The 24,498-nt window shown below is 73.8% G+C and carries 23 protein-coding genes; 16 read left to right on the top strand and 7 right to left on the bottom strand.

What is annotated here, in order from left to right:
- Positions 1-66: 66 nt before the first annotated feature.
- From lysS to FJK98_RS30390, 3 genes are all read left to right on the top strand, one after another.
- Positions 67-1,575 (top strand): lysine--tRNA ligase, encoded by a 1,509-nt coding sequence (gene lysS / locus FJK98_RS30400; RefSeq protein ID WP_145922082.1) that lies wholly within the window; start codon positions 67-69, stop codon positions 1,573-1,575.
- A gap of 113 nt (positions 1,576-1,688) precedes the next feature.
- Positions 1,689-2,033, top strand: a complete 345-nt coding sequence (locus FJK98_RS30395; RefSeq protein WP_168222573.1) for an Lsr2 family protein — start codon at positions 1,689-1,691, stop codon at positions 2,031-2,033.
- Between the two features lie 415 nt (positions 2,034-2,448).
- Positions 2,449-4,974, top strand: a complete 2,526-nt coding sequence (locus tag FJK98_RS30390; protein ID WP_088647575.1) for an ATP-dependent Clp protease ATP-binding subunit — start codon at positions 2,449-2,451, stop codon at positions 4,972-4,974.
- Between the two features lie 118 nt (positions 4,975-5,092).
- Here FJK98_RS30390 and FJK98_RS30385 read toward each other — a convergent pair whose 3' ends face one another.
- The gene (locus FJK98_RS30385; RefSeq protein WP_145922081.1) at positions 5,093-5,998 is read right to left on the bottom strand and encodes an A/G-specific adenine glycosylase; all 906 of its coding nucleotides are present in this window, start codon (positions 5,996-5,998) and stop codon (positions 5,093-5,095) included.
- Positions 5,999-6,094: 96 nt separating this feature from the next.
- Here FJK98_RS30385 and FJK98_RS30380 point away from each other — a divergent pair, with 96 nt between their 5' ends.
- From FJK98_RS30380 to FJK98_RS30370, 3 genes are all read left to right on the top strand, one after another.
- Positions 6,095-6,607: a glycine cleavage system protein R gene (locus FJK98_RS30380; RefSeq protein ID WP_145922080.1), complete on the top strand. Its 513-nt coding sequence runs from the start codon at positions 6,095-6,097 to the stop codon at positions 6,605-6,607.
- Between the two features lie 175 nt (positions 6,608-6,782).
- Positions 6,783-7,346 carry a peptide deformylase gene (locus tag FJK98_RS30375; RefSeq protein WP_145922079.1) on the top strand — a complete coding sequence of 188 codons (564 nt, stop codon included), beginning with the start codon at positions 6,783-6,785 and terminating at the stop codon, positions 7,344-7,346.
- A gap of 148 nt (positions 7,347-7,494) precedes the next feature.
- Entirely contained in the window at positions 7,495-8,226 is a 732-nt protein-coding gene (locus FJK98_RS30370; RefSeq protein WP_145922078.1) for a hypothetical protein, read from the top strand.
- 11 nt (positions 8,227-8,237) lie between these two features.
- Here FJK98_RS30370 and disA read toward each other — a convergent pair whose 3' ends face one another.
- The 4 genes from disA to FJK98_RS30350 all read right to left on the bottom strand — a co-directional run bounded on the left by disA (position 8,238) and on the right by FJK98_RS30350 (position 12,870).
- The gene (disA, locus tag FJK98_RS30365) at positions 8,238-9,419 is read right to left on the bottom strand and encodes a DNA integrity scanning diadenylate cyclase DisA (RefSeq protein ID WP_145922077.1); all 1,182 of its coding nucleotides are present in this window, start codon (positions 9,417-9,419) and stop codon (positions 8,238-8,240) included.
- Positions 9,420-9,561: 142 nt separating this feature from the next.
- On the bottom strand, positions 9,562-11,013 hold the full coding sequence (radA, locus tag FJK98_RS30360) for a DNA repair protein RadA (RefSeq protein ID WP_145922076.1): 1,452 nt from the start codon (positions 11,011-11,013) through the stop codon (positions 9,562-9,564).
- A gap of 92 nt (positions 11,014-11,105) precedes the next feature.
- Complete coding sequence (locus FJK98_RS30355; RefSeq protein WP_145922075.1) at positions 11,106-11,885, bottom strand: copper chaperone PCu(A)C; 780 nt, start codon at positions 11,883-11,885, stop codon at positions 11,106-11,108.
- Positions 11,886-12,027: 142 nt separating this feature from the next.
- Positions 12,028-12,870, bottom strand: a complete 843-nt coding sequence (locus FJK98_RS30350; RefSeq protein WP_145922074.1) for a UbiA family prenyltransferase — start codon at positions 12,868-12,870, stop codon at positions 12,028-12,030.
- 46 nt (positions 12,871-12,916) lie between these two features.
- Here FJK98_RS30350 and FJK98_RS30345 point away from each other — a divergent pair, with 46 nt between their 5' ends.
- The 4 genes from FJK98_RS30345 to FJK98_RS30330 all read left to right on the top strand — a co-directional run bounded on the left by FJK98_RS30345 (position 12,917) and on the right by FJK98_RS30330 (position 16,752).
- On the top strand, positions 12,917-13,675 hold the full coding sequence (locus tag FJK98_RS30345; protein WP_145922073.1) for a bifunctional 2-polyprenyl-6-hydroxyphenol methylase/3-demethylubiquinol 3-O-methyltransferase UbiG: 759 nt from the start codon (positions 12,917-12,919) through the stop codon (positions 13,673-13,675).
- 43 nt (positions 13,676-13,718) lie between these two features.
- Entirely contained in the window at positions 13,719-14,885 is a 1,167-nt protein-coding gene (locus FJK98_RS30340; protein ID WP_145922072.1) for an acyl-CoA dehydrogenase family protein, read from the top strand.
- A gap of 57 nt (positions 14,886-14,942) precedes the next feature.
- Positions 14,943-16,004, top strand: a complete 1,062-nt coding sequence (locus FJK98_RS30335; protein ID WP_145922071.1) for a type III polyketide synthase — start codon at positions 14,943-14,945, stop codon at positions 16,002-16,004.
- A gap of 184 nt (positions 16,005-16,188) precedes the next feature.
- Positions 16,189-16,752, top strand: a complete 564-nt coding sequence (locus FJK98_RS30330; protein ID WP_145922070.1) for a hypothetical protein — start codon at positions 16,189-16,191, stop codon at positions 16,750-16,752.
- 75 nt (positions 16,753-16,827) lie between these two features.
- Here FJK98_RS30330 and FJK98_RS30325 read toward each other — a convergent pair whose 3' ends face one another.
- Positions 16,828-17,559 carry a hypothetical protein gene (locus tag FJK98_RS30325; RefSeq protein ID WP_145922069.1) on the bottom strand — a complete coding sequence of 244 codons (732 nt, stop codon included), beginning with the start codon at positions 17,557-17,559 and terminating at the stop codon, positions 16,828-16,830.
- Between the two features lie 328 nt (positions 17,560-17,887).
- Here FJK98_RS30325 and FJK98_RS30320 point away from each other — a divergent pair, with 328 nt between their 5' ends.
- Genes FJK98_RS30320 through FJK98_RS34905 form a run of 4 tightly spaced genes read left to right on the top strand, consistent with a single transcriptional unit; the run spans position 17,888 to position 21,138 of the window.
- Positions 17,888-18,373, top strand: a complete 486-nt coding sequence (locus FJK98_RS30320; RefSeq protein WP_007073334.1) for a CarD family transcriptional regulator — start codon at positions 17,888-17,890, stop codon at positions 18,371-18,373.
- A gap of 54 nt (positions 18,374-18,427) precedes the next feature.
- Complete coding sequence (gene ispD, locus FJK98_RS30315) at positions 18,428-19,123, top strand: 2-C-methyl-D-erythritol 4-phosphate cytidylyltransferase (protein WP_145922068.1); 696 nt, start codon at positions 18,428-18,430, stop codon at positions 19,121-19,123.
- A gap of 16 nt (positions 19,124-19,139) precedes the next feature.
- Positions 19,140-19,622 (top strand): 2-C-methyl-D-erythritol 2,4-cyclodiphosphate synthase, encoded by a 483-nt coding sequence (gene ispF / locus FJK98_RS30310; RefSeq protein ID WP_088643252.1) that lies wholly within the window; start codon positions 19,140-19,142, stop codon positions 19,620-19,622.
- 7 nt (positions 19,623-19,629) lie between these two features.
- Positions 19,630-21,138: a tetratricopeptide repeat protein gene (locus FJK98_RS34905; RefSeq protein WP_370516944.1), complete on the top strand. Its 1,509-nt coding sequence runs from the start codon at positions 19,630-19,632 to the stop codon at positions 21,136-21,138.
- Positions 21,139-21,162: 24 nt separating this feature from the next.
- On the opposite strand, the gene FJK98_RS30295 is transcribed toward FJK98_RS34905, so the two are convergent.
- Entirely contained in the window at positions 21,163-22,344 is a 1,182-nt protein-coding gene (locus tag FJK98_RS30295; RefSeq protein ID WP_145922067.1) for a homogentisate 1,2-dioxygenase, read from the bottom strand.
- Positions 22,345-22,439: 95 nt separating this feature from the next.
- On the opposite strand from FJK98_RS30295, the gene FJK98_RS30290 reads away from it, so the two are divergent.
- Both FJK98_RS30290 and fahA read left to right on the top strand, forming a co-directional pair.
- Complete coding sequence (locus tag FJK98_RS30290) at positions 22,440-23,291, top strand: hypothetical protein (protein WP_145922066.1); 852 nt, start codon at positions 22,440-22,442, stop codon at positions 23,289-23,291.
- Positions 23,288-24,484 carry a fumarylacetoacetase gene (fahA, locus tag FJK98_RS30285; RefSeq protein WP_145922065.1) on the top strand — a complete coding sequence of 399 codons (1,197 nt, stop codon included), beginning with the start codon at positions 23,288-23,290 and terminating at the stop codon, positions 24,482-24,484. The genes FJK98_RS30290 and fahA overlap by 4 nt, the downstream gene beginning before the upstream one ends.
- The last annotated feature ends 14 nt before the right edge of the window (positions 24,485-24,498 follow it).

The following is a 24,498-nucleotide window of genomic DNA, read 5'->3' as shown; positions in this document are numbered from 1 at the left end:
GACCGGGGGCATGAGTACGCTCATGGGCTGACCCCGCCGAAACTCCCTTAGCCGAGGAAGCGTGCCGTGACCGAGCAGAACGCCGTGCCAGTGGACCCCGCCGACGACCTTCCCGAGCAGATGAAGGTCCGCCGGGAGAAGCGGGACCGGATGCTCGCCGAGGGCGTCGAGCCGTACCCCGTCGGTTTTCCCCGGACCAGCACCCTGGCCGAGGTGCGCGAGCGGTACGCCGAGCTGCCCACCGACACCGCGACCGGGGACCGGGTCTCGGTCACCGGCCGGGTGATCTTCGTACGGAACACCGGCAAGCTCTGTTTCGCCACCCTGCGCGACGGCGACGGCACCGAGTTGCAGGCGATGCTCTCCCTGGACCGGGTCGGTGCGGAGCGGCTGGAGGACTGGAAGCGCCTGGTCGACCTGGGTGACCACGTCGGTGTCACCGGCGAGGTGATCACCAGCCGGCGCGGTGAGCTGTCGGTGCTCGCCGACGAGTGGGCGGTGACCGCCAAGGCGTTGCGTCCGCTGCCGGTGGCACACAAGCCGCTGAGCGAGGAGGCCCGGGTCCGGCAGCGCTACGTGGACCTGATCGTCCGCCCGCAGGCCCGCCAGATGGTCCGGACCCGGGCGGCTGCGGTGCGTAGCCTGCGCGACTCGTTGCACGGTCAGGGATTCATCGAGGTCGAGACGCCGATGCTCCAGTTGCTGCACGGGGGTGCGGCGGCCCGCCCATTCGTGACCCACAGCAATGCACTCGGTACGGATCTGTATCTGCGAATCGCGCCGGAACTGTTTCTCAAGCGCGCCGTGGTCGGCGGGGTCGACCGGGTGTTCGAGATCAACCGCAACTTCCGCAATGAGGGAGTCGACTCGTCGCACTCGCCGGAGTTCGCGATGCTGGAGACCTACCAGGCGTACGGCGACTACGACACGATGGCCGAGTTGACCCGTAATCTCGTGCAGCAGGCGGCGGTGGCGGTCAGCGGCTCGACGACGGTGACCCACGCCGACGGGCGCGAGTTCGACCTGGGCGGGCAGTGGCGCTCGGTGACCCTCTTCGGGGTGCTTTCCGAGGCCCTCGGCGAGGAGGTCACGGTCCGCACCGACCGGGCCCGCCTGGTGGAGTACGCCGACAAGGTGGGGCTGGCGGTCGACCCGAAGTGGGGTCCGGGCAAGCTGGCCGAGGAGCTGTTCGAGGAACTGGTGGTGCCGAGCCTCCAGTCGCCGACCTTCGTGCGGGATTACCCGGAGGAGACCAGCCCGCTGACCCGGGCCCACCGCAGCGAGCCGGGGCTGGCCGAGAAGTGGGACCTCTACGTGCTCGGCTTCGAGCTGGGCACCGCGTACTCGGAGCTGGTCGACCCGGTGGTGCAGCGGGAACGCCTGGTCGCGCAGGCGCAGCTGGCCGCCCGGGGCGACGACGAGGCCATGCGGCTGGACGAGGACTTTCTCCGGGCCATGGAGTACGGAATGCCGCCGGCCGGGGGTATGGGAATGGGAATCGACCGGCTCTTGATGGCGCTGACCGGCCTGGGAATTCGGGAAACCATCCTCTTCCCGTTGGTCCGCGCCGAGTAGCTCCCCGGTGGGACCTTTGCCGGGTCGTTACGGCGACCTATTGACGCGGCAAGCATCGGGCGGGTTATCGTGCTCCTATTGCAGGAGCACCCTGCTCGAAAGGAATGTGGGACGTGGCCAAGCAGATCATTCACAAGCTGGTCGATGACCTGGACGGCGGGGACGCGGACGAGACCGTCAAGTTCGCCCTCGACGGTGTTCAGTACGAGATCGACCTGTCGAACTCCAACGCCGACAAATTGCGGGATGTTTTCGCGCCGTACGTGGCCGCCGGTACCCGGGTCGGTCGGGGCGGTGTGGTCGTGGGTGGCCGGGCCGCCCGGGGCCGGGGCGGGGCGACCGCCGACCGCGAGCAGAACAAGGCGATCCGGTCCTGGGCCAAGAAGAACGGCAAGGACATCTCCGACCGGGGCCGCATCCCGCAGGAGATCGTCGACGAGTACCACGCGACCCGCTGAGCGTCAGCGGCGAACCGACGCCGGGCCGGAGCACGCCTCCGGGCCGGCGTCGCCGTCTGCGGGGTCGGCGGCATCGCCCGGCCGGAGGGAAGCTCTCCGGCTCCGGAGGCGTTGTCCACAGGCGGTGGAGAGTTCGTCCACAGCCTGTGGATGACCCACGGGGCCCCGGGAGGGCGTTCTGCACCCCGGGCGAATTTCGCTCTGCGCGTACAGGCTGGGGTGCCGGAACACCTCCTGAGCGCGGATGGTTGGTCAAAACGACGTCGGAACGGCTCGGTACGAGGAGACACGACCTCAGCGGAGTCGGTCAGCGGCGATAGAGTAAGGAGGCACGGACGCCCGTCCCGGACGTCCGAGCACCGGCCCCGCCAAGATCTCGCAGTCGAGGCGCACGGCACGTGAGGAGCACGAGGGCATGTTCGAGCGGTTCACCGACCGAGCGCGACGGGTTGTCGTCCTGGCCCAAGAAGAGGCCCGGATGCTCAACCACAACTACATCGGTACGGAGCACATCCTGCTGGGCCTGATCCACGAGGGTGAGGGTGTGGCGGCCAAGGCCCTGGAGAGCCTCGGCATCTCCCTGGAGGGCGTCCGCCAGCAGGTCGAGGAGATCATCGGCCAGGGCCAGCAGGCGCCGAGCGGGCACATCCCGTTCACGCCCCGGGCCAAGAAGGTGCTGGAGCTGTCCCTGCGCGAGGCGCTACAGCTCGGCCACAACTACATCGGCACCGAGCACATCCTGCTCGGGCTGATCCGAGAGGGCGAGGGCGTCGCCGCCCAGGTGCTGGTGAAGCTGGGCGCCGACCTCAACCGGGTCCGCCAGCAGGTGATCCAGCTCCTCTCCGGCTACCAGGGCAAGGAGCCGGCCGCCGCCGGCACCGCGCCGGGTGAGGCCGCCCCGTCGACCAGCCTCGTGCTGGACCAGTTCGGTCGCAACCTGACTCAGGCCGCCCGCGAGGGCAAGCTCGACCCGGTGATCGGGCGCGAGAAGGAGATCGAGCGGGTCATGCAGGTGCTGTCCCGCCGCACCAAGAACAACCCGGTCCTGATCGGTGAGCCCGGTGTCGGCAAGACCGCCGTGGTGGAGGGCCTGTCCCAGAAGATCATCAAGGGCGAGGTGCCCGAGACGCTGAAGGACAAGCAGCTCTACACCCTCGACCTCGGTGCCCTGGTCGCCGGCTCCCGCTACCGGGGTGACTTCGAGGAGCGCCTCAAGAAGGTGCTCAAGGAGATCCGCACCCGGGGCGACATCATCCTGTTCATCGACGAGATCCACACCCTGGTCGGTGCGGGTGCCGCCGAGGGCGCGATCGACGCGGCGAGCATCCTCAAGCCGATGCTGGCCCGGGGCGAGTTGCAGACCATCGGTGCGACCACCCTCGACGAGTACCGCAAGCACCTGGAGAAGGACGCCGCGCTGGAGCGTCGTTTCCAGCCGATCCAGGTGGGTGAGCCGTCGCTGGCCCACACCATCGAGATCCTCAAGGGCCTGCGGGACCGCTACGAGGCGCACCACCGGGTGAGCATCACCGACGCCGCCCTCGTGGCCGCCGCGACGCTTGCCGACCGGTACATCTCCGACCGCTTCCTGCCCGACAAGGCGATCGACCTGATCGACGAGGCCGGGGCCCGGATGCGCATCCGCCGGATGACCGCACCGCCGGACCTGCGTGACTTCGACGAGCGGATCGCCCAGGTGCGCCGCGACAAGGAGTCCGCGATCGACGCGCAGGACTTCGAGCGGGCCGCCCAGCTGCGGGACAAGGAGAAGCAGCTGCTGGGTCAGAAGGCCCAGCGGGAGAAGGAGTGGAAGGCCGGTGACCTGGACGTCGTCAGCGAGGTCGACGACGAGCAGATCGCCGAGGTGCTCGGCAACTGGACCGGCATCCCCGTCTACAAGCTGACCGAGGAGGAGACCTCCCGGCTGCTGCGGATGGAGGACGAGCTGCACAAGCGCGTCATCGGCCAGGAGGACGCGGTCAAGGCGGTGTCGAAGGCGATCCGGCGTACCCGGGCCGGCCTGAAGGACCCGAAGCGGCCGTCCGGCTCGTTCATCTTCGCCGGCCCGTCCGGTGTCGGTAAGACCGAGCTGTCCAAGGCGCTCGCCGAGTTCCTGTTCGGCAGCGAGGACGCGCTCATCCAGTTGGACATGTCCGAGTTCCACGACCGCTACACGGTGTCCCGCCTGGTCGGTGCCCCGCCCGGTTACGTCGGTTACGACGAGGGTGGCCAGCTGACCGAGAAGGTCCGTCGTCGCCCGTTCTCGGTGGTGCTCTTCGACGAGATCGAGAAGGCCCACCCGGACGTGTTCAACACGCTGCTCCAGATCCTGGAGGACGGCCGGTTGACCGACGGTCAGGGTCGGATCGTGGACTTCAAGAACACGGTCATCATCCTGACCACCAACCTGGGCACCCGGGACGTCGCCAAGGCGGTGTCGTTGGGCTTCCAGCAGTCGGAGGACTCCGAGTCCACCTACGACCGGATGAAGCAGAAGGTCAACGACGAGCTGAAGCAGCACTTCCGGCCCGAGTTCCTCAACCGGATCGACGACACCATCGTCTTCCACCAGCTGCGGCAGAACGAGATCCTCTCGATCGTGGACATCATGATCCAGCGGATCGAGGGCCAGCTCCGCAACAAGGACATGGGTCTGGAGCTGACCGACAACGCCAAGAAGTACCTGTCCAAGAAGGGCTTCGACCCGGTGCTGGGCGCCCGTCCGCTGCGTCGGACGATCCAGCGCGACATCGAGGACAACCTCTCCGAGCGGATCCTGTTCAACGAGCTGACCCCCGGTCAGATCGTGGTGGTGGACTGCGAGGGGGACCCGGAGGACATCGACAAGTCGAAGCTGGTCTTCCACGGCTCCGACCGTCCGGCCGCAGTGCCGGACGCCGTCCCGGCCGACCTGGGTGGCGCCGCCACCACGGGCGAGTAGGCCCCGACGGGTCGGTAGGACATCGAGCACGAGGGCGGCGGCCCGGTGGCGTGAGCCACCGGGCCGCCGCCCTGTCTGTCGAGTCGGGCGCGGCCGGGCCGGCCGGATGCGGCCCCCGTCAGCCGGGAAGGGGCTGGGTGGCGGGGCCGTCCCCGATGAGCCGGAAGTGACCCTCGCCGACCGGCTCCACCATGCCGTCCTTGACCAGCGCGGCGAGTGCCCGGGCCCGCTGAACGTCGTCGTGCCACACCTGGTCGAGCCGCTGGTGCGGCACCGGGCCGGTGGCGTCCCGGAGCACCCCGAGCAGCAGCCCGCGTACCTGACGGTCGGTGCCGGCGTACCGCTGGATCTTGCGGGTCGGGCCGGCGGGTGCCACCTGGCCGGAGGCACGCCAGGCGCAGATCGACTCGACCGGACAACTCGTGCAGCGCGGCGAGCGGGCGGTGCAGACGATCGCCCCGAGTTCCATGAAGGCGGCGCTGGCCAGCGCGGCGGCGGCCGGCTCCACCGGCAGCAGCTCCGCGCAGGCGACCAGATCGGCGGGGGTGGTGGCCGGGCCCGCATCCGGTGCACCGGCGACGGCCCGGGAGACGACCCGCCGGACGTTCGTGTCGACCACCGGGTGCCGCTGGCCGTAGGCGAACGCGGCGACGGCCCGCGCCGTGTACGTCCCGATGCCGGGCAGCGCCAGCAACTGGTCCAGCTGGTCGGGCACCCGGCCGCCGTGCCGTTCCACGATCGCCACCGCGCACTCGCGCAGCCGTACCGCGCGGCGGGGATAGCCGAGCCGTCCCCACATCCGGATCGCCTCGGCCGGGGTATCGGCGGCGAGGGCGGCGGGATCGGGCCAGCGGGCGAGCCAGGCGTGCCAGGCGGGCAGGACGCGTACCACCGGGGTCTGCTGGAGCATGACCTCGCTGACCAGGATCGGCCAGGCCCCGATGCCGGGCACCCGCCAGGGCAGGTCGCGGGCGTTCTGCTCGTACCACCGGCTGACCAGGGTGGTGAAGGTGGGTTCAGTCATCGCGCCGACGATGATGTCACGCGATGCCTTCCCGCTGGTTGGGCGGGCCGGGCGGGGCGTCGCCGGGTCGCCGGGCGGATCGGGCAGAATGCCCGGATGAGCGAGCTCGCGATCACCGTCATCGGTCGGGACCGGCCCGGCATCGTGGCCGACGTCGCCGAGGTGCTCGCCGGGCTCGGCGCGAACCTCACCGACTCCACGATGACCCGGCTGCGTGGTCACTTCGCCATGACCCTGATCTGTGTCGGCCCCGCCGCCGCCGAGGTCGAGGCCGCCCTGACGCCGCTGGCCGCCGACGGACAACTCCTGGCCACCGTACGCGCGGTCACCCCGGACGGTACGGCGACGCCGGCCGGTGAGCCGTACGTGCTGGCGGTGCACGGGGCGGACCGGATGGGCATCGTGGCGGCGATGACCCGGGTGATCGCCGAGATGGGTGGCAACGTGACGGATCTGAGCACCCGGTTGGCCGGCACGCTCTACGTGGTGGTGGCCGAGGTGGACCTACCTGCGGGCCGCGCCGACGAGTTGGCCGGCCGGCTCTCCCGAACGGCCGCCGACCTGGGGGTCGGGGTCTCCCTGCGCCCCGCCGACCCGGACCTCCTGTGAGCGCGAGGAGTGAGCCGGGTTTGCGAGCCCCGCAGTCGCGAGCCGGGGTGGGGTCTGTGAGCGCGAGGAGTGAGCCGGGTTTGCGAGCCCCGCAGTCGCGAGCCGGGGTGGGGTCTGTGAGCGCGAGGAGTGAGCCGGGTCTGCGAGCCCCGCAGTCGCGAACCGAGGTAGGCCCGTGAGCGCGGAACCGTACGTCGGGCTCGGTGGCTGGACCCCGGCGGACCTGGGCGTACCGGGGGAGGTGCGCCGGGTGGTCTGTGCCCCCGAGGCGGTGCTGAGCCGGCCGGGGCCGGAGGTGGACCCGACCGCCGAGGAGACCGTCCGGCTCGCCGCCGACCTGGTCGCCACGATGCGGGTGTCGCCCGGCTGTGTGGGGTTGGCGGCGCCGCAGGTCGGGGTCGGTGCGCAGGTGTTCGCGGTGGACGTGACCGGGCATCCGAAGGCGGTGACGGTGCACGGCACCTTCGTGCTCTGCAACGCCCGGGTGGTGGAGGCGAGCCGGTGGAAGCCGGGTCGGGAGGGTTGCATGTCGGTGCCCGACCTGACCGGCGACGTGAAGCGGGCCAGCCGGTTGGTGGTGGAGGGGGTGCTGCCCGGCAGCGGTACGCCGGTCCGGCTGGTCACCGACGGGTTCGAGGCGCGGGCCCTGCAACACGAGATCGACCACTGTGCCGGGCTGCTGTTCCTGGACCGGGTGGCCGGCGCGCACGCGGTCTACCAACGCAAGGTCTACCTGTGACCGGGCCGGTCGGAACGTCGGCGACGCGGATTCCCGCCGGATCGGTCCGGCCGACTGTCGTCAGTGGAACGTCGTTCGCCGCCCGGTGGCCGATGCCCGGCGAGTCGTGGCCGGTCCACGTGCGCCGCGCCGCTACGGTGGGGGCATCATGCGTCTGACGGTCGGTCCCCTGCCTTCCGCCGTGTACTGGCGGCGTCGCGCCGTCGTACTCGGAGCGGGGCTTCTGCTCCTGGTTGTTCTGCTCTACTCGTGTGCCCGATCGGGGGACACCGGCACCACACCGGGTGCCGGGGCCTCGTCGTCGGCCCCCGCGCCGGGCGCGACCACACCGACGGCCGCCTCGCCGCCTGCCGGGTCCGCGTCCCCGTCGGGCGGGTCCGACGCGGCGGGCCCGCCGGCCGGGCCGACCGCCGATCCGGGTGCGAGCAACGTCCCGGCCGCCGATCCGCCCGCCCCGCCGACCAACCAGGCCCGGGTCGACGACGGCACCTGCACCGACAGCGAGATCGTGGTGACTCCGGTGGCGCTCCCCGCCGAGGTGGGCAGCGGTGCCCCGGTCGACCTCAGCCTCAAGATCAGGAACAAGTCACAGCGGACCTGCAACCGGGACGTCGGCGCGGACGCCCAGGAGCTGTTCATCAAGTCCGGGGCGGAGAAGGTCTGGTCGTCGGACACCTGCGGCACCGGCAGGGGGTCCGACGTGCAGACGTTCACCCCCGGCTTCGAGCGCTCCTACCAGCTCACCTGGAACGGCATGGACGCCAGCCGGTGCAAGCAGGGGGTGGCTGCGGGCCCCAACCCGCCGGCCGGCAACTACCAGGTCTTCGCCCGGGTGGGCACCAAGCTGAGCGAGCCGGTCAAGCTGGTCGTCACCGGCTGACCGGCCCCCGGTCAGACGTAACGTTCCAGGATGGACGCCTCGGCCAGCCGGGACAGCCCCTCGCGGACGCCCCGGGCCCGTGCGTCGCCGACGCCCTCGACGGCCTGGAGGTCCTCCACGGTCGCCCCGAGCAGCCGCTGGAGGCTGCCGAAGTGCAGCACCAGCCGGTCGACGATGGCCACCGGCAGCCGGGGCACCTTGGCCAGCAGCCGGAACCCGCGCGGGCTGACCGCCGCGTCGAGCGCGTCGGAGGCGGCCGGGTAGCCGATCGCCTTGGCGACCGCGACCAGGTCGATCAGCTCGGTCGCGCCGAGCAGGTCCAACTCGACCAGGGCCTCGTCGAGGGTGCGTGACTTGCGGCCGGCGGGCAGGTAGTCCCGGATGACCAGGGTACGGTCGGCGTCGACACCGGCCATCAGCTCGTCGAGTTGCAGGGCGAGCAGGCGGCCGTCGGTGCCCAGCTCGACCACGTACCCGGCGATCTCGTCGGCGATCCGGCGGACCATCTCCAGCCGCTGCACCACGGCGACCGCGTCGCGGACGGTGACCAGATCCTCGATCTCCAGCGCGGACAGGGTGCCGGAGACCTCGTCGAGGCGCAGCTTGTACCGCTCCAGGGTGGCCAGGGCCTGGTTGGCCCGGGAGAGGATCGCGGCCGAGTCGTCGAGCACGTGCCGCTGCCCGTTGACGTAGAGGCTGATGATCCGCATCGACTGGCTGACCGAGATGACCGGGTAGCCGGTCTGCCGGGCCACCCGCTCGGCGGTGCGGTGCCGGGTGCCGGACTCCTCCGTCGGGATGGACGGGTCGGGCATCAGGTGCACACCTGCCTGGACGATCCGGGTGCCGTCGCTGGAGAGCACCACCGCGCCGTCCATCTTGCACAGTTCACGGACCCGGGTCGCGGAGAACTCGACGTCCATCGGGAAGCCGCCGGTGCAGATCCCGTCGACGACCTTGTCGTAGCCGAGGACGATAAGCGCGCCCGTCCGACCGCGCAGGATGCGTTCGAGCCCGTCGCGCAACGCGGTGCCGGGCGCCATCAGGGCGAGGTTGGCCCGCAGCGGATCACCGGCGCTGCCGGTGGTCCCGGCCACGCTCACGCTGATCGGACGGGTGGGCGAGCCCACGGCGGCGGCGCGGGTGTGGGGCGTCGCGCCGGCAGGCTTGGCGGCGTCGCGGTCGGTCGGCACGCGCACAGTCTACGGACTGCCCTGCGGTGGGTGCTCTCGTGGTTACTGTGATGTGTCACGGCGTCGGATTCTTACCACCCGCCGGACCTGCCGGACGTCGACCGGTATGGCCCGACCGGTACCCCGCCGTCGCCACCCTCGGTCACTCCGCGGATGCGCGGGCGACCGCCTGGAGCGCCGACCGGACGTCCGTGACCTCGGTCACCCGCATGTTCTCCGGGCCGGCGCCGGTGCTCTCGGGGCCGCACCCGGGCGGCACCAGGGCCATCCGGAAGCCGAGCCGGGCCGCCTCGGCGAGCCGGCGGGGGACCGCGCCGACCCGGCGTACCTCCCCGGTCAGCCCGACCTCGCCGATCGCCACCAGGTGCGGCGCGATGGCCAGGTTGAGCCCGCCGGAGGCGACCGCCAGCGCTACCGCGAGGTCGGCGGCCGGCTCGACCACCCGGATGCCGCCGACGGTGGCCGCGAAGACCTCCCGGTCGTGCAGGGTCAGCCGTTCGGTACGGCGTTGCAGCACCGCCAGCACCATGGCCAGCCGGGCCCCGTCGAGCCCCGAGACGGTACGCCGGGGCGACCCGGCCACCGTCGCGCCGATCAGCGCCTGCACCTCGGTCAACAGCGCCCGCCGCCCCTCCATCGCCACGGTGACGCAGGTGCCCGGGACCGGCTCGGAGTATCGGGTGAGGAAGAGCCCGGACGGGTCGGCCAGGCTGCTGATGCCCCCCTCGTGCATTTCGAAGCAGCCGACCTCGTCGGCCGCGCCGAACCGGTTCTTGACCCCCCGGACCATCCGCAGCGAGGAGTGCTTGTCCCCCTCGAAGTGCAGCACCACGTCGACCAGGTGTTCCAGCACCCGGGGGCCGGCGACCTGACCGTCCTTGGTGACGTGACCGACCAGCACGGTGGCGATGCCGCGCTCCTTGGCGACCGCGACCAGGGCGGCGGTGACGGCCCGTACCTGGGTGACCCCGCCCTGCACGCCCTCGGTGCCGGTGGTGGAGATGGTCTGCACCGAGTCGAGGACGAGCAGGCCCGGCTTGACCGCGTCGAGGTGCCCGAGCACGGCGCTCAGGTCGCTCTCGGCGGCCAGCCAGAGCTGCTCGTGCAGGGCGCCCATCCGCTCGGCGCGCAACCGCACCTGGCTGACCGACTCCTCGCCGCTGACCACCAGCGACGGGCTGCCGGCGGTGGCCGCCCACTGCTGCGCCACGTCGAGCAGCAGGGTGGACTTGCCCACGCCCGGCTCCCCGGCGAGCAGGACCACCGCGCCGGGGACCAGGCCGCCGCCGAGGACCCGGTCGAGTTCGCTGACCCCGGTGGGCCGGGCCCGGGCCGGTGCGGCGCTGATCGTGGCGATCGGCCGGGCCGGCTCAGCCGGCATCCGGGAACTGACCACCCGGCCGGAGACCACCGGCCCGGTGACCGTGCACTCGACCACCGAACCCCACTCGCCGCACTCCGGGCAGCGCCCCACCCACTTGGGCGGCTGGTGGCCGCAGGCGTCGCACTCGTAGGCGGGGCGGGGCTCACGGGCGGCCCGGCCCCGGGACGCGCCGGAGCCGCTCCGGGCGGGGGTCGATCGGGAGGTGGTCACCCCAGGACGCTAACCCCCACCGGTGACGAAAACACCGCCGGCGTGGTGGTCACCACGCCGACGGTGTCGTCGGTGTCTTCTGGTCCGGCCGGTCAGCCGCCGTGGCCGGAGGTGCCCTCCTGGCCGCTCTCCTCGCCACCCTCGCGGTGCACGATCGGGGAGGGCCGGGCGGCCGGGCTCAGCGGCACGCCGACCGGGACCGGGGTGCTGACGGTACGGCCGTCGCCGAAGTCGAAGGTCAGGTTGACCTGCTGACCGGTGCGCAGCGCCTCGTTCAGCCCGACGAGCTGGAGGTGCTGGCCGTTCTGCACGTTGAGCTGCACGTAACCGAGGGCCGGGATCTCGATCCGGGCCGGCTGACCGGCCGGCGCGGACGGGCTGGCCGACGGCGACGCCCCCTCGGACGGGGAGGCGCCCTCCGACGGCGAAGTGCCCTCGGAGGGGGATGCCCCCTCGGCCGGGGAGGCACTGCCCGAGGGCGACGCGCTCTCGGACGGCGACGCGCTCTCCGACGGGGAGGCGGAGCCGGAGGGGCTGGCCGAGCCGGCGGCCCCGGTGAGCACGATCTGCCGGGCGCTGTCGGTGGTGACGGTGACGGTGACCGGGTCCCGGGTGTCGTTGTAGATCACGGCGTTGAGCGCGGCGTTCGCCCCGGCGGTGAGACCGTCCGCGCCCGGGTAGTCGACGTAGAGGCCACGCACCTTGTACGCGTTGTCCGGCGTCTGGACGTTGACCCCCTGGACCGACGGCTGCTTGTTGGCGGTCTCGGAAACCTGGCCCGCCCCGCAGCCCGTCGCCAGCAGGGCGGTCGCCCCCGCCAGGCCGGACAGCAGCAGGGTGGCCCGCCGGGAACCCCTGATCGAGCGCGTCACGTCGGTCCTCCTCGTCACGATCCCCACCCGGTGCGTGCCCCGGGCGCGGGGTGGTCATACCCGCGCAGACCGCGCTCCAGGGTAGTTGGGGCTGATCGAGGGCCGCACGCGGACCCGGTGCCGCCACCCGGGCGGGTGCCGGTCAGACCACCCGACCGCTCGCCACCAGCAGCAGCACATCGATCAGGGCCACCACCAGCACCGCCCGGAAGGCGGCCACCGAACGGCCGTCGCCCCGGGCGGTGACGCGGCGGCCCGCGTACCAGCCGGCGGTGGGCACCGCGACGGCCGCCGCCACCGCCGACCAGCCGACCCACGACGGTGGCCCGGGTGGCCCGAGGACGAGGGCGACGGTCGCGGCGAGCAGCAGCCCGGCGGCGGCCAGCCGGCTGCCGGTGGCACCGAGCCGGTGCGGCAGCCCGCGTACCCCCGTCCGGGCGTCGTCGGCCAGGTCGGGCAGCACGTTGGCGAAGTGCGCCCCCGCGCCCAGGCAGGCCGCCGCGACGACCAGCCAGACCGGCGGCGCGGGCGCCCCCGGCAGGGCGAGCACCACGAAGGCGGGCAGCGAGCCGAAGGAGACCGCGTACGGCAGCACCGAGACCGGGGTGGACTTCAGCGGCCAGTCGTAGAGCAGCGCCGAGACCAGGCCGACGGTGTAGCAGAGCGCGGCGACCGGGTTGGTGGTCAGCGCCAGCAGCGGGGTGGCGACCGCGGCCAGCATGGCGGCCACCACCACCGTCCGGCGGCCCACCGCCCCGGCGGCGACCGGCTTGTCGGTACGTCCCACCGTGGCGTCCCGCCCGGCGTCCACCGCGTCGTTGGTCCAGCCGACGGCGAGCTGGCTGGACAGCACGGTGAGCACCACGGCGACCGTCCCGGCCGGACGGTGACCGACGGCGACGGCGAGCAGCCCGGCCACCGTGGTCACGGCCAGGCCCGGTTCCGGATGACTCGCTTTGACCAGCCCTAACACCGTCCGCGACATAAGGGAAGTCTGGTCGTTACCGGCCGGTCGTGCCACGCTCGATGCCATGGGTGACGGTCCGGTGTCCAACGGTGTACGGGTGCTGCCCCCCAACGACCCCCGCCAGTACGACGACCTGGCCGGCGAGTGGTGGCGGCCCGACGGCGCGTTCGCGATGCTGCACTGGCTGGCCCGGGCCCGCGCCGCCCTGGTGCCACCGGCGTCCCGGCCCGACGCGGTCCTGGTCGACCTCGGCTGCGGCGCCGGGCTGATGGCCCCCCACCTGGCCGGCAAGGGTTACCGGCACGTGGGGGTGGACCTCACCCGGTCGGCGCTGGAGCAGGCGGCGGCGCACGGCGTCACCGCGCTGGCCGGTGACGCCACGGCGGTGCCGCTCGCCGACGGGTGCGCCGACGTGGTGGCGGCCGGCGAGGTGCTGGAGCACGTGCCCGACTGGCGGGCGGCGGTCGCCGAGGCGTGCCGGCTGCTGCGCCCCGGCGGGCTGCTCGTGCTGGACACCCTCAACGACACGGTGCTCGCCCGGCTGATCGCGGTGGAGTTGGGCGAACGGCTGCCCACCGTGCCCCGGGGCATCCACGACCCACGGTTGTTCGTGGACGACCGGGCCCTGGTCGTCGAGTGCGCCCGGCACGGCGTCGCCCTGCGGGTACGGGGTGTCCGGCCGGGGCTGCGGGCGACGCTGGGCTGGCTGGTGCGCCGTACCCGTGGGGGTGTCGCCCGCGACGCGCCCGACGGCGGGCCCGCGATCCGTCCGACCTGGTCGACGGCGGTGCTCTACCAGGGCCGGGGGGTCCGACACGGGTAGCCGCCCCGGTTCAGGGTACCAGGAACACCCAGGAAGGGGACCTATGACTGTGGACGCACCGGCGGTGGCCCGCCGGTTGGCACCGAGGTTCGCCGCACGGGCCGCCGGGCACGACCGGGACGGCACGTTCCCGGTCGACGACTTCGCCGACCTGCGGGAGTCCGGGCTGTTCGGGCTGATGGTCCCGGCCGTGCTGGGCGGCGCGGAAGCCTCCTTCGCCCGGTACGCGGCGGTCGCCACCGAACTGGCCCGGGGCAACGGCGCGACCGCGCTGGTGTTCAACATGCACGCCTCGGTCACCGGCGCGCTCGGCGCGGTCACCGAGGAGTTGGCCGAGGCGCTGGGCGTACCGGACGAGGCGCTGGCCGCCCGGGACCGGCTGCTGCGCGCGGCGGCCGAGGGCGCCTGGTACGCGGTGGCGATGAGCGAACGCGGCGCCGGGGCCCGGTTGTCCCGGCTCAGCACGGTCTACGAACCGGTCGACGGCGGCTGGCGGATCAAGGGGAGCAAGACCTTCTGCTCCGGGGCCGGGCACGCCGACGGCTACCTGGTGGCCGCCCGCAGCGCCGCCGACCCCTCGCTGGTCTCCCAGTTCCTGGTGCCCGCCGGTGCGGGGGTGACCGTGGAGCCGACCTGGGACGCCCTGGGCATGCGGGCCACCTCGTCGCACGACCTGCACCTGGACGTGACGGTGCCGGCGGACCGGCTGCTCGGTGGCGTGGAGGGGCTGGCCCTGGTGGTCGCCCAGCTGATGCCGCACTGGCTGGTGGCCAGCTACGCCGCCGTCTACGTGGGGGTCGCCCGGGCGGCGGTGGACGCCGCCGCCGAGCACCTCACCGCGCGGGACCTCGGCGGCCTGCCGGCGGTGCGGGCCCGGCTCGGCCGGGCGGACGCGGCGGTGGCGGCGGCGGAGCTGGTGGTGGCCGAGGCGGCCCGCCGGGTCGACGACGCCCCCGGCGACGCCGGGACGAACCGGTGGGTGTGGCGGGCCAAGCTGCTCGCCGGCACCACGGCGGCGGAGGTGGCGGCGTCCATGCTGGAGGCGGCCGGGACGTCGGCGACCCGCCGGGGGCATCCGCTGGAACGGCTCTACCGGGACGCCCGCTGCGGCTCGCTGCATCCGGCGACCTCGGACGTGTGCGCCGACTGGCTCGGGGTGGCGGTGCTCGGGGGTGACCCGGACCGCGACGGAACGGCCCCTCGTTGGTGAGGGTGACGGGGGTCGGGGCGACCGCCGGACGGGCAGTGCGGACGAGAGGTGGGACAGATGGCCGTGCCGTTGATCGCGGGTCTGGGGGCGGCACACCCGCCCGGCGCCGCCCAGGACGAACTCTGGACGGGCTACTTCGCGAAGCACTTCTCGGGGGCCACCCGGGCGCTCGCCGAGCGGATCTTCGCCAACTCGGGGGTGTCCCACCGGCAGGCGGCGGTCAACCCGCTGCTGGAGGACGTCTCCGACTGGCCGACCGACCGGCGGATGCGGCGCTACCAGGTGGAGGCGCTGCCGCTGGGCAAGGAGGCGATCGGCCGGGCGTTGACCGCCGCCGGCCTGGACGCCGGTGACCTCGGGCTGTTCGTGGTCTGCTCCTGCACCGGTTACGCCACCCCCGGGCTGGACATCCTCCTCGCCCGCGACCTGGGCATGGCCCCGGACTGCCAGCGGATGTTCGTCGGGCACATGGGCTGTTACGCGGCCCTGCCGGGGTTGGGCGCGGCGGGTGACTTCGTGACCGCGCGGGGCCGGCCGGCGCTGCTGCTCTGCGCCGAGCTGACCAGCCTGCACATCCAGCCGTCCTCGGCCCGGATGGACACCCAGCAGATCATCTCGCACGCCCTCTTCTCCGATGCCGCGGTCGCCACCGTGCTGGTCCCCGGGACCGGCACCACCGGCCGGGGGTACGCGCTGCGTGAGGTCGCCTCGGTGACCGACACCTCCACCGCCGACCACATGACCTGGGACGTCACCGACACCGGTTTCCGGATGGGCCTGTCGCCGAAGGTGCCGCAGGTGCTCTCGGCGCACGTCCGGGGGCTGGTGGACGACCTGCTGGCCCGGCACGGCACGACGGTCGCCGAGGTGGACGGCTGGGCGGTGCACCCGGGCGGGCCGCGCATCCTCAACGTGGTGGAGCGGGAACTGGCCCTGCCCGCCGACGCGCTGGCGGCCTCCCGGGCGGTGCTGGACGCGCACGGCAACTGTTCGTCGCCCACGGTGCTGCTGATCCTGGAGCGGCTGCTGCGGGCGGTGGCACCGCCCCGCCGGATCGTGCTGCTCGCCTTCGGCCCGGGACTGACCCTCTACGCCGCGCTCCTCGAACGCCGCTCCTGAGCCGCCCGCCGGTCCACCCGCCACCGCACCCCGGCCCGAAACCGGGTCCGGCCCGGAATCCGGCCGGCCCGGACCCGTCGCCGGCCGGTCGGGAGCGCTCGGAGTGAGGTAGACGACCTGGTCAGGGTGGGTGGGGTCGGCGCTGCGCCGAGCGCAGCCGTCGGCTGCTGGTTACCCTCGCCGGGTGGGGATCGAGAGGGGCGGCGGTGATCGGCTGCGCGGTGCGGTGCTGGCCGGCGCGGCCCTGCTCGCCCTGGTCGGGGGCGGCTGGTGGTGGTCGGCCACCGCCCCGGCGGTCGACCCGGTCGGCTCGGCGGCGACGGTGTCACCGCAGCCGTCGGTCGGCACGGAGGCGACCCGGCGGGTGGTGGTGATCGACGCCCGTACCGGGCGGCTGCTGAGCGCGACCGAGCTGCCCGGGACCTCCGGTGACCCGGACGTGGGGCTGCCGACGTTCACCGACACCACCTGGCGGGAGCGGATGACGCTGGTGTCCGGCCGGCCGCCGGTGCGCCGGGAGTCGGCCCCGGACGGCGCACGCCACCTGTTCCAGTACCGCTGCTCGGGCGACGGGACGCTGCTGATCTCGGTGCTGCACGACGATCCGCCGCAGCACCGGCGGACGGCCTGCGACGGCGAACTGGTCGCCTGGGAGTTGCGCGGCCCGGACGGTGGCACCCGGTTGGAGTTCTCGGTGGTGGGGCCGGGCTCGGTCGAGCTGGAGGCGCAGGTCGTCGCGGTGCCCTGAGCGACCCGGTCGGTCAGCCGGGTCCGCGACCCGGACCGGTCGGACGGGCCGGCGGCAGCGACACCCCGGCCGGGGTCAGCCGGCGAGCCGGATCAGGTCGCCCCGGTAGTCGGCGGCGGCACCCAGCTCGGGCAGCACCCGGACGACCGTGCCGGCCCGGTCCACCAGCAGTGCCGGGGCGGCACCGGCCTGGGCGGGCAGGTGCACCGCGGCGCGTAGTTCACCGGCGGGGTCGGCGAGGGCGCGGACCGGTCCGCCGACCGGTGGCGCGGGGGTGACCTCCCGTCCGGCGGCGACGCTGACCACCTGCACCCCGTCGGGGGCGGCGCTGGCGGCGGCGGCCACCTGCTCGGCGCAGGCGCAGCCGTCGACCAGGATGATCATCGCGGGCAGCAGGCCGCGCAGCGGGACCGGCCGCTGGTCGACGTCGACCAGGTCCAGCGCGGGCAGCGACCGCCCGACCAGCGGCACCGGCGTGCCCGTCTGCGGCAGGACGGTGGGTCGTTCGGTGCCCCGGGACGACCGGGGCCAGGTGACGGTCACCAACCCGACGGTGGTGGCGAGCACCGCCACCAGGAGCATCAGCAGGGGCAGGCCGAGCGGTGGCCGCCCGTCGGGGCGGGCGGTCAACCCCCACCGGCGTCGCCACCGGCCGGACCGGGCCTGCCGGCGCAGCTCACGGCGGAGCTGGGCGGCCTCGTCGGCGAGTGCGGACGCGTCGTCCGGCACCACCACCCGCCCCCACTCCGGTGGCAGGTCGGGCAGTCCGTCGGTCGGACCGTGTCCCTCGGCGTCGGGCATGCCCATCGGACCCCCCGGTAAGCGGTGCGGCGAGCGGTGTGTGGTACCCCTCCAGCGTCCCGCACGGACCCTCCTGCCGCTAGACCTGGGCGGCCGGGACGCCGCCGGGCTACCATGGGAGAAGCGCACAGCTGGAGAAATCCGCGCTCCGATCACCCGTACCGGGTTGTCATCCGCTGCTCACGGAGCGTGTTTGAACCACTGGTTTGGCCGCCTGTCAAGCCGAAGCAACGCCTCTCACAGGGCCCCTGAGCTGCGCCAACGGTCAGGACGGCAGCGGGACATTGGTGCCTGAGCGTGTTACCCTAGACACAGCGAAAGGGGTTTCGAACCTATGGTTTTCAGCGTCGGCGAGACCGTTGTTTACCCCCACCACGGGGCCGCACTCATCGAGGCAATCGAGACTCGGGTCATCAAGGGCGAACCCAAGCAGTACCTCGTCCTGAGGGTCGCGCAGGGTGACCTGACGGTCCGGGTGCCGGCCGAGAACGCCGAGATCGTGGGTGTGCGTGAGGTGGTCGGCGAAGAGGGCCTGGGAAAGGTCTTCGACGTGCTCCGTGCACCGCACACCGAAGAGCCGACCAACTGGTCGCGGCGTTACAAGGCGAATCTGGAGAAGCTGGCCTCCGGCAACCCGCTGAAGGTCGCCGAGGTCGTCCGCGACCTGTGGCGTCGGGAGCGGGAGCGGGGCCTGTCCGCGGGTGAGAAGCGCATGCTCGCCAAGGCCCGCGACATTCTCGTCGGCGAGGTCGCGCTGGCTGAGAAGAGCACCAAGGACGAGGCGGAGACGCTGCTCGACAAGGTCCTCACCGAGGCCTGATCCCACCGCATCGTCGTACCCACCCCGCAGCGAAGAATTCCCGAGGACCGCGACGTGACCGCGCAGCTCAATCCGCGCGGTGACGTCGCGGTCCTCGTTCCTGCGGCCGGTGCCGGCGTACGTCTCGGACCGGGCGGTCCCAAGGCGCTCCGGCTCCTCGGCGGCGAGCCCCTGCTGGTGCACGTGGTACGCCGGATCGCCGCCGCCCCGTCGGTGCACACCGTCGTCGTCGCCGCCCCGGCCGCCGGGGTCGACGCCGTCCGGCAGCTGCTGACCCCGGTCGCCCCGGTCCTGGTGGTGGCGGGCGGTGCCGAACGCCAGGCGTCGGTGGCGAACGCGCTGGCGGCGGTGCCACCCGGCCCCGGCATCGTGCTGGTGCACGACGCCGCCCGGGCGCTCACCCCGCCCGCACTCGTCGAGGCGGTGGCGGCGGCCGTCCGGGCCGGCCACGACGCGGTGGTCCCGGTGCTCCCCGTCAGCGACACGATCAAGCGGGTGGACGCTGCCGGCGTCGTCCTCGCCACCGTCGACCGGTCCGCCCTGCGGGCCGTGCAGACCCCGCAGGGTTTCCGCCGGGAGGTGCTCGCCGCCGCGCACGCCGCCGCCGGTGACCCGCTCACCGACGACGCCGGCCTGGTCGAGCAGCAGGGGGTGCCGGTGTTCTGCGTCCCCGGCTCGGAGTACGCGCTGAAGGTCACCCGCCCGTTCGACCTGACCCTGGCCGAGCACCTGCTGGCCGCCGGGCACTGACGCGTACCCTCGATCCATGATCGTTCCCAGGGTCGCCGTCGGCACCGACATCCACGCCTTCGCGGCCGGCCGGCCGTGCTGGCTGGCCGGCCTGCACTGGCCGGGCGAGGACGGCCTGGCCGGACACTCCGACGCCGACGTGGTCGCCCACGCCGCCTGCAACGCGCTGCTCTCCGCCGCCGGGCTCGGTGATCTCGGGGCGAACTTCGGGGTGGACCAGCCGGAGTGGGCCGCCGCCTCCGGGGTCACGCTGCTCACCGAGTCCGCCCGCCGGGTCCGCGCGGCCGGGTACGCGATCGGCAACGTCTCGGTGCAGGTCGTCGGCAACCGGCCCCGGATCGGGCCGCGTCGCGACGAGGCGCAGCAGGTGCTCTCCGCGGCGGTCGGCGCACCGGTCACCGTCACCGCCGCCACCAGCGACGGCCTCGGTTTCACCGGGCGGGGCGAGGGCCTCGCCGGCATCGCGGTGGCCCTGGTCTACGACGCGTCGGCCGGGTAGGGCCGCGATGACCGACGACGAGTCGCCCCTGGACGGCTACCGGCAGCGGGCCCAGCTGCTGGCCGAGTTGGGCCGCCACGACGAGGCCACCGAGGAACTGGGCTTCGCGCTGGCCCTGGCCCCCACCGACCCGGCCGCGCTGACGCTGCTGGCCCGGCTGCACCTCGCCGCCGGCCGCCCCGGCGAGGCGCTCGCCGCCGCCGACGCGGCGATCACCCCACCCCGCCCCGGCGCCCCGCCGCTCCCCGCCCCGCCGCACCCGGCTGTGCCCCCGGAGCCGCCCACGCCCCCGGGATCGACTGTGCCCCCGGGATCGACTGTGCCTCCAGGGTCGCCGGTGCCGCCGGGAGCGGCGGTCGGCGGGGCGACCCCGGGCGCGGCGCGGTCGCCCTCGACGTCCCCGGACGTCGCCGGACCGCCGGCACCCCCGGGGGCGTCGGCGGCACCCGGATCACCGGCTGTGCCGTACCCGGCCGACCCGTCGGGTGCGCCGGCACCGGCCGGCCCTCCGGGACCATGGGCAGCGCCGGAACAGGCGGGCCTGCCGACGCCGCCCGGCCCGCCCGGATCGCCGCCGGAGTGGCCCGCACCGCCGGTCGACCCCGGCCGGCCGGGGACGCCCGCCTTCTCCGGCCCGGCCGGCGTGCCCGGTGCGTCCGACCCCTCCGACCCCTCCGGCCCGGCCGGGGGAGCCGGTGCAGCTGGCACGGCCGGGGCGAGGGTGCCGACCGCCGCGCTGGTCGTCCGGGCGATCGCCCTCGCCGACCTGGGGGAGTACGCCGAGTCGGCGCGTACCGCCGATCGGATCCTGGCGGCCGGGCCGGGTGACGCGTACGCACAGCGGAGCGCCGCGGCGATCCTGGCCGAGGCGCGCAACGGCCAGCCGGCGCTGAACGCGGCCTGGCGCGGGGTGGAGTTGGCCCCCGAGGAGCCGCAGGCGCACCTGGTGCTGGCCCTGGTCGCCGGCCGGCTGGAGCTGTTCGACCTGGCCGAGCGGGCCTACCGGGAGGCGCTGCGGCTCGACCCGGAGCTGGCCGAGGCGCGGCACGACCCGGGGGTGCTGCGGCTGGAGCGGCGGCGCTGGGTGCTGGCGCTGGAACAGGTGGCCGCGTTGGCGCCGGTGCAGCCGGCCCGGGCCGAGAAACTGCCGCTCTGGGCCGGACTGCGCCGGCTCGTCCTGATCGGCAGCGGCTGGTCGCTGGTCGCCAGCCTGCTGCTCGCGTTCCTGGCGGCGGGTGGGGCGGGGGCGGGCCGGGTGGTGGCGGTGCTGGCGGCGGCCGGTGGCGCGCTGCTGGCCTGGCGGCTGTCCCGGCAGGTGCCCGAGCTGGGCCGGGTGGTCCTGCCGGCGCTGCGCCGGGAGGACCGGGCGTTGGCGTTCGCCGTGTACGCCGTCCCGGCCGGCCCGGCCCTGCTGCTGCTGTTCGCCCTGGTGGGCAGCCCGTGGCCGCTGGTGCTCGCGATCGCCGTCGCGGTGCCGTCGACCCTGATCGCCGCCACCCGCGCGGGCGTCTCCTAGCCTCCGGGCCGGTGGCCGGGTGCGTCAGGGGTGGCGGGACCAGGTCCAGGCGTAGCCCGGGTCCTCGCACTCGACGGCGGCGTCGCAGAGGTCGAGGGGGCGGAAGGTGTCGACCATGACGGCCAACTCGTCGAAGAAGTCGACGCCGATCGAGCGTTCCGCCGCGCCGGGCTGCGGGCCGTGGGTGAAGCCGGACGGGTGCAGCGAGATCGAGCCCTGCCCGATGCCGGAGCCGCGCCGGGCCTCGTAGTTGCCGCCGGTGTAGAAGAGCATCTCGTCGGAGTCGACGTTGTGGTGGTGGTACGGCACCGGGATGGCGTCCGGGTGGTAGTCGACCTTGCGGGGCACGAACGAGCAGATCACGAAGTTGGGGCCCTGGAAGGTCTGGTGCACCGGTGGCGGCTGGTGCAGGCGGCCGGTGATCGGCTCGAAGTCGTGGATGGAGAACGCCCACGGGTACTGGTGCCCGTCCCAGCCGACCACGTCGAACGGGTGGTGGGCGTAGACGTGCCGGGTCCAGGCGGTGCCGGTGGCCCGGGACCGGTGGCGGACCAGCACCTCGATGTCGGTGCCGTCGACGAGCAGGGGCGCGTCCGGCCCCCGGACGTCCCGCTCGCAGTAGGGGGAGTGCTCCAGGAACTGGCCGCGTACGGACAGGTAGCGCTTGGGTGGGCCGATGTGCCCGGTGGCCTCGATGGTCAGCAGCCGGACCGGGGTGTCGCCGGTGGGGACCAGCCGGTGGACCGTCGAGGTGGGGATCACCGCGTAGTCGCCGGCGACCAGGTCGAGCGCGCCGAAGGTGGACTCCAGCCGCAGCGTGCCCGCCTCGACGTAGAGGCACTCGTCGCCGGTGGCGTTGCGGTAAAGCGGGGACGGCCGGTCGGCCAGCACGTACCCGATCCGGACGTCGTCGTTGGCGAGCAGCTGACGCCGGCCGAGCACCGGGTCGGCCCCCGCGCCGTCGAGCTTGTGGGTCTGCAGGTGGCGCGGCTTGAGCGGGTGGTTCGGCAGCCGGGTGTACCCGGGCGGGGTGAACTCCTCGGCGGCGACGATCGCGGTCGGCGGGTGCCGGTGGTAGAGCAGGGACGAGTCGGCGGAGAACCCCTCCTGGCCCATCAGCTCCTCGGTGTAGAGGCTGCCGTCGGGCTGGCGGAACTGGGTGTGCCGCTTGCGGGGCACCTCGCCGACGCTGCGGTAGTACGGCATGTCGCCTCCCGTATTGTCCCGATATCCGGCCGGCGGCGTCCGATAACCGGACGTCGCTGTCCGTTCCTTGACAGCGTCCCGTAGATTCTTGTCTCGTGTCAACGCAGGTCCCCCGCCTCCTCGCCGGACTCGTCGACGACGCCGCCGTCTTCCCGCCCGGCAGCGCGTCGCTGCCCGACGCGATCGCGGCACACCGCGAACACCGCACCTCCTGGTACGCCGACCTGGTCGGCCCGCTGCTGGTGCCCGCCTCCGCCGTCGGCGAGCTGGACGGCCTGCCCGACGGCACGGTGACCGGGCTGATCGGCGACACCGGCGTCGCCGGGCTGCCCACCGCGCTGGCCCGGCTCGCCACCGCCGGCATCACCGTCCGGCAGGTCGAGGTCGCCGTCGCCCGACGCGGCGAGGACCCTCAACCCGGCCTGGCCGCGCTGCGCGGCGTGCTCACCCGGCACCGCGACCTCGACTGGTACGCCGAACTGCCGCTGACCTTCGGGCTGACCGCCGCGCTGGACACCCTCGCCGAGGCCCGCGCGGCCGGCGAACCGGTCGCCGCGAAGTTCCGCACCGGCGGGCTGGCCGCCGAACTCTTCCCCACCCCCGTCGAACTGGCCGCGGTGATCTGCGCCTGCCGGGACAGGGCGTTGCCGTTCAAGCTGACCGCCGGGCTGCACCACGCGCTGCGCCAGATCGACCCGGAGACCGGCTTCACCCACCACGGCTTCGGCAACGTGCTGGCCGCCACCCTCGCCGCCGCAGGCGGCGCCGAGGTGGACGCCGTCGCCGCGCTGCTCGCCGACACCGATCCGCTGCGGGTGGTCGAGCCGGCCCGGGCGGCCCGGGACGACGACCGTCCGCTGTGGATCGGGTTCGGCTCGTGCAGCGTGCGGGAACCACTTACCGATCTGATCCGGCTGGGGCTGGTGAACGGGGGATTCGACCGATGAGCTGGGTGACGGGCGCGGACGGCTCGCCGTACGGGGTGACCAACCTGCCGTACGGGGTGTTCCGGCACGACGGGCGGCCACCCCGGATCGGCGTACGCGTCGCCGACCTGGTGTTCGACCTGGCGGCGGCGGAGGAGGCCGGGCTGGTCCTCGCCGCCGGGGCGTTGCGCCGGCCCACCCTCAACGACTTCATGGCGCTCGGCCGCCCGCAGTGGACCTCGGTCCGGCAGCGCATCGTCGAACTGCTCACCGACCCGGCGCACCGGGGGACCGTCGAGCCGCTGCTGCTGCCGCTGGCCGCGGTCGAGCTGCTGCTGCCGTTCGAGGTGGCCGACTACGTCGACTTCTACTCCTCCGAACACCACGCCGGCAACGTCGGGCAGATCTTCCGCCCCGGCCAGCCGCCGCTGCTGCCGAACTGGAAGCACCTGCCGATCGGCTACCACGGCCGGGCCGGCACGGTGGTGGTCTCCGGCACCCCGGTCGTCCGCCCGAGCGGGCAGCGCGCCACCGGCCAGGGCCCCACCGTCGGCCCGTCGGTACGCCTCGACATCGAGGCCGAGGTGGGCTTCGTGGTCGGCGTGCCGAGCGCGCTCGGCGACCGGGTGCCCACCGCCGACTTCGCCGACCACGTCTTCGGGGTGGTGCTGGTCAACGACTGGTCGGCCCGGGACATCCAGGCGTGGGAGTACCAGCCGCTGGGGCCGTTCCTCGGCAAGTCCTTCGCCACCTCCGTCTCCGCCTGGGTGACCCCGCTGGACGCCCTGGCCGACGCGTTCGTGCCGGCCCCGCAGCAGGACCCGCCGGTGCAGGACTACCTGCGCCAGACCCCGCACCTGGGCCTCGACCTGCGGCTTGCGGTCGAGTGGAACGGTGAGCGGGTCACCGAGCCGCCGTTCGCCGGCATGTACTGGACCCCCGCCCAACAGTTGGCCCACCTCACCGTCAACGGCGCGTCCCTGCGTACCGGCGACCTGTACGCCTCGGGCACGGTCTCCGGCCCCGAACGCGACCAGGTGGGCTCGTTCCTGGAACTGACCTGGGGCGGGGCCGAACCCGTCACCGTCGGCGGGGACACCCGCACGTTCCTCGCCGACGGCGACACCGTCACCCTGCGGGCCACCGCGCCCGGCCCGGACGGCTCCACCGTCGCCCTTGGCGAGGTCACCGGGCGCATCCTGCCCGCCCGCTGAGCCCGACGTCGGAC

This window comes from Micromonospora sp. HM134, from assembly GCF_007833915.1.
GTDB classification, from domain to species: Bacteria; Actinomycetota; Actinomycetes; order Mycobacteriales; family Micromonosporaceae; genus Micromonospora; species Micromonospora wenchangensis.
Note: the sequence above shows the minus strand (reverse complement) of the source record. Positions and strands in the feature narration are given on the sequence as shown.

Excerpts from the sequence above, each read along its gene's own strand:
- FJK98_RS30380 (WP_145922080.1), top strand. The coding sequence starts at position 6,095 with ATGAGCGAGCTCGCGATCACCGTCATCGGTCGGGACCGGCCCGGCATC.
- FJK98_RS34905 (WP_370516944.1), top strand. The coding sequence starts at position 19,630 with ATGACCGACGACGAGTCGCCCCTGGACGGCTACCGGCAGCGGGCCCAG.
- ispF (WP_088643252.1), top strand. The coding sequence starts at position 19,140 with ATGATCGTTCCCAGGGTCGCCGTCGGCACCGACATCCACGCCTTCGCG.
- FJK98_RS30370 (WP_145922078.1), top strand. The coding sequence starts at position 7,495 with ATGCGTCTGACGGTCGGTCCCCTGCCTTCCGCCGTGTACTGGCGGCGT.
- FJK98_RS30295 (WP_145922067.1), bottom strand. The coding sequence starts at position 22,344 with ATGCCGTACTACCGCAGCGTCGGCGAGGTGCCCCGCAAGCGGCACACC.
- fahA (WP_145922065.1), top strand. The coding sequence starts at position 23,288 with ATGAGCTGGGTGACGGGCGCGGACGGCTCGCCGTACGGGGTGACCAAC.
- FJK98_RS30325 (WP_145922069.1), bottom strand. The coding sequence starts at position 17,559 with ATGGGCATGCCCGACGCCGAGGGACACGGTCCGACCGACGGACTGCCC.
- FJK98_RS30390 (WP_088647575.1), top strand. The coding sequence starts at position 2,449 with ATGTTCGAGCGGTTCACCGACCGAGCGCGACGGGTTGTCGTCCTGGCC.
- FJK98_RS30335 (WP_145922071.1), top strand. The coding sequence starts at position 14,943 with ATGGCCGTGCCGTTGATCGCGGGTCTGGGGGCGGCACACCCGCCCGGC.
- FJK98_RS30320 (WP_007073334.1), top strand. The coding sequence starts at position 17,888 with ATGGTTTTCAGCGTCGGCGAGACCGTTGTTTACCCCCACCACGGGGCC.
- FJK98_RS30385 (WP_145922081.1), bottom strand. The coding sequence starts at position 5,998 with ATGACTGAACCCACCTTCACCACCCTGGTCAGCCGGTGGTACGAGCAG.
- FJK98_RS30345 (WP_145922073.1), top strand. The coding sequence starts at position 12,917 with ATGGGTGACGGTCCGGTGTCCAACGGTGTACGGGTGCTGCCCCCCAAC.
- FJK98_RS30350 (WP_145922074.1), bottom strand. The coding sequence starts at position 12,870 with ATGTCGCGGACGGTGTTAGGGCTGGTCAAAGCGAGTCATCCGGAACCG.
- FJK98_RS30340 (WP_145922072.1), top strand. The coding sequence starts at position 13,719 with ATGACTGTGGACGCACCGGCGGTGGCCCGCCGGTTGGCACCGAGGTTC.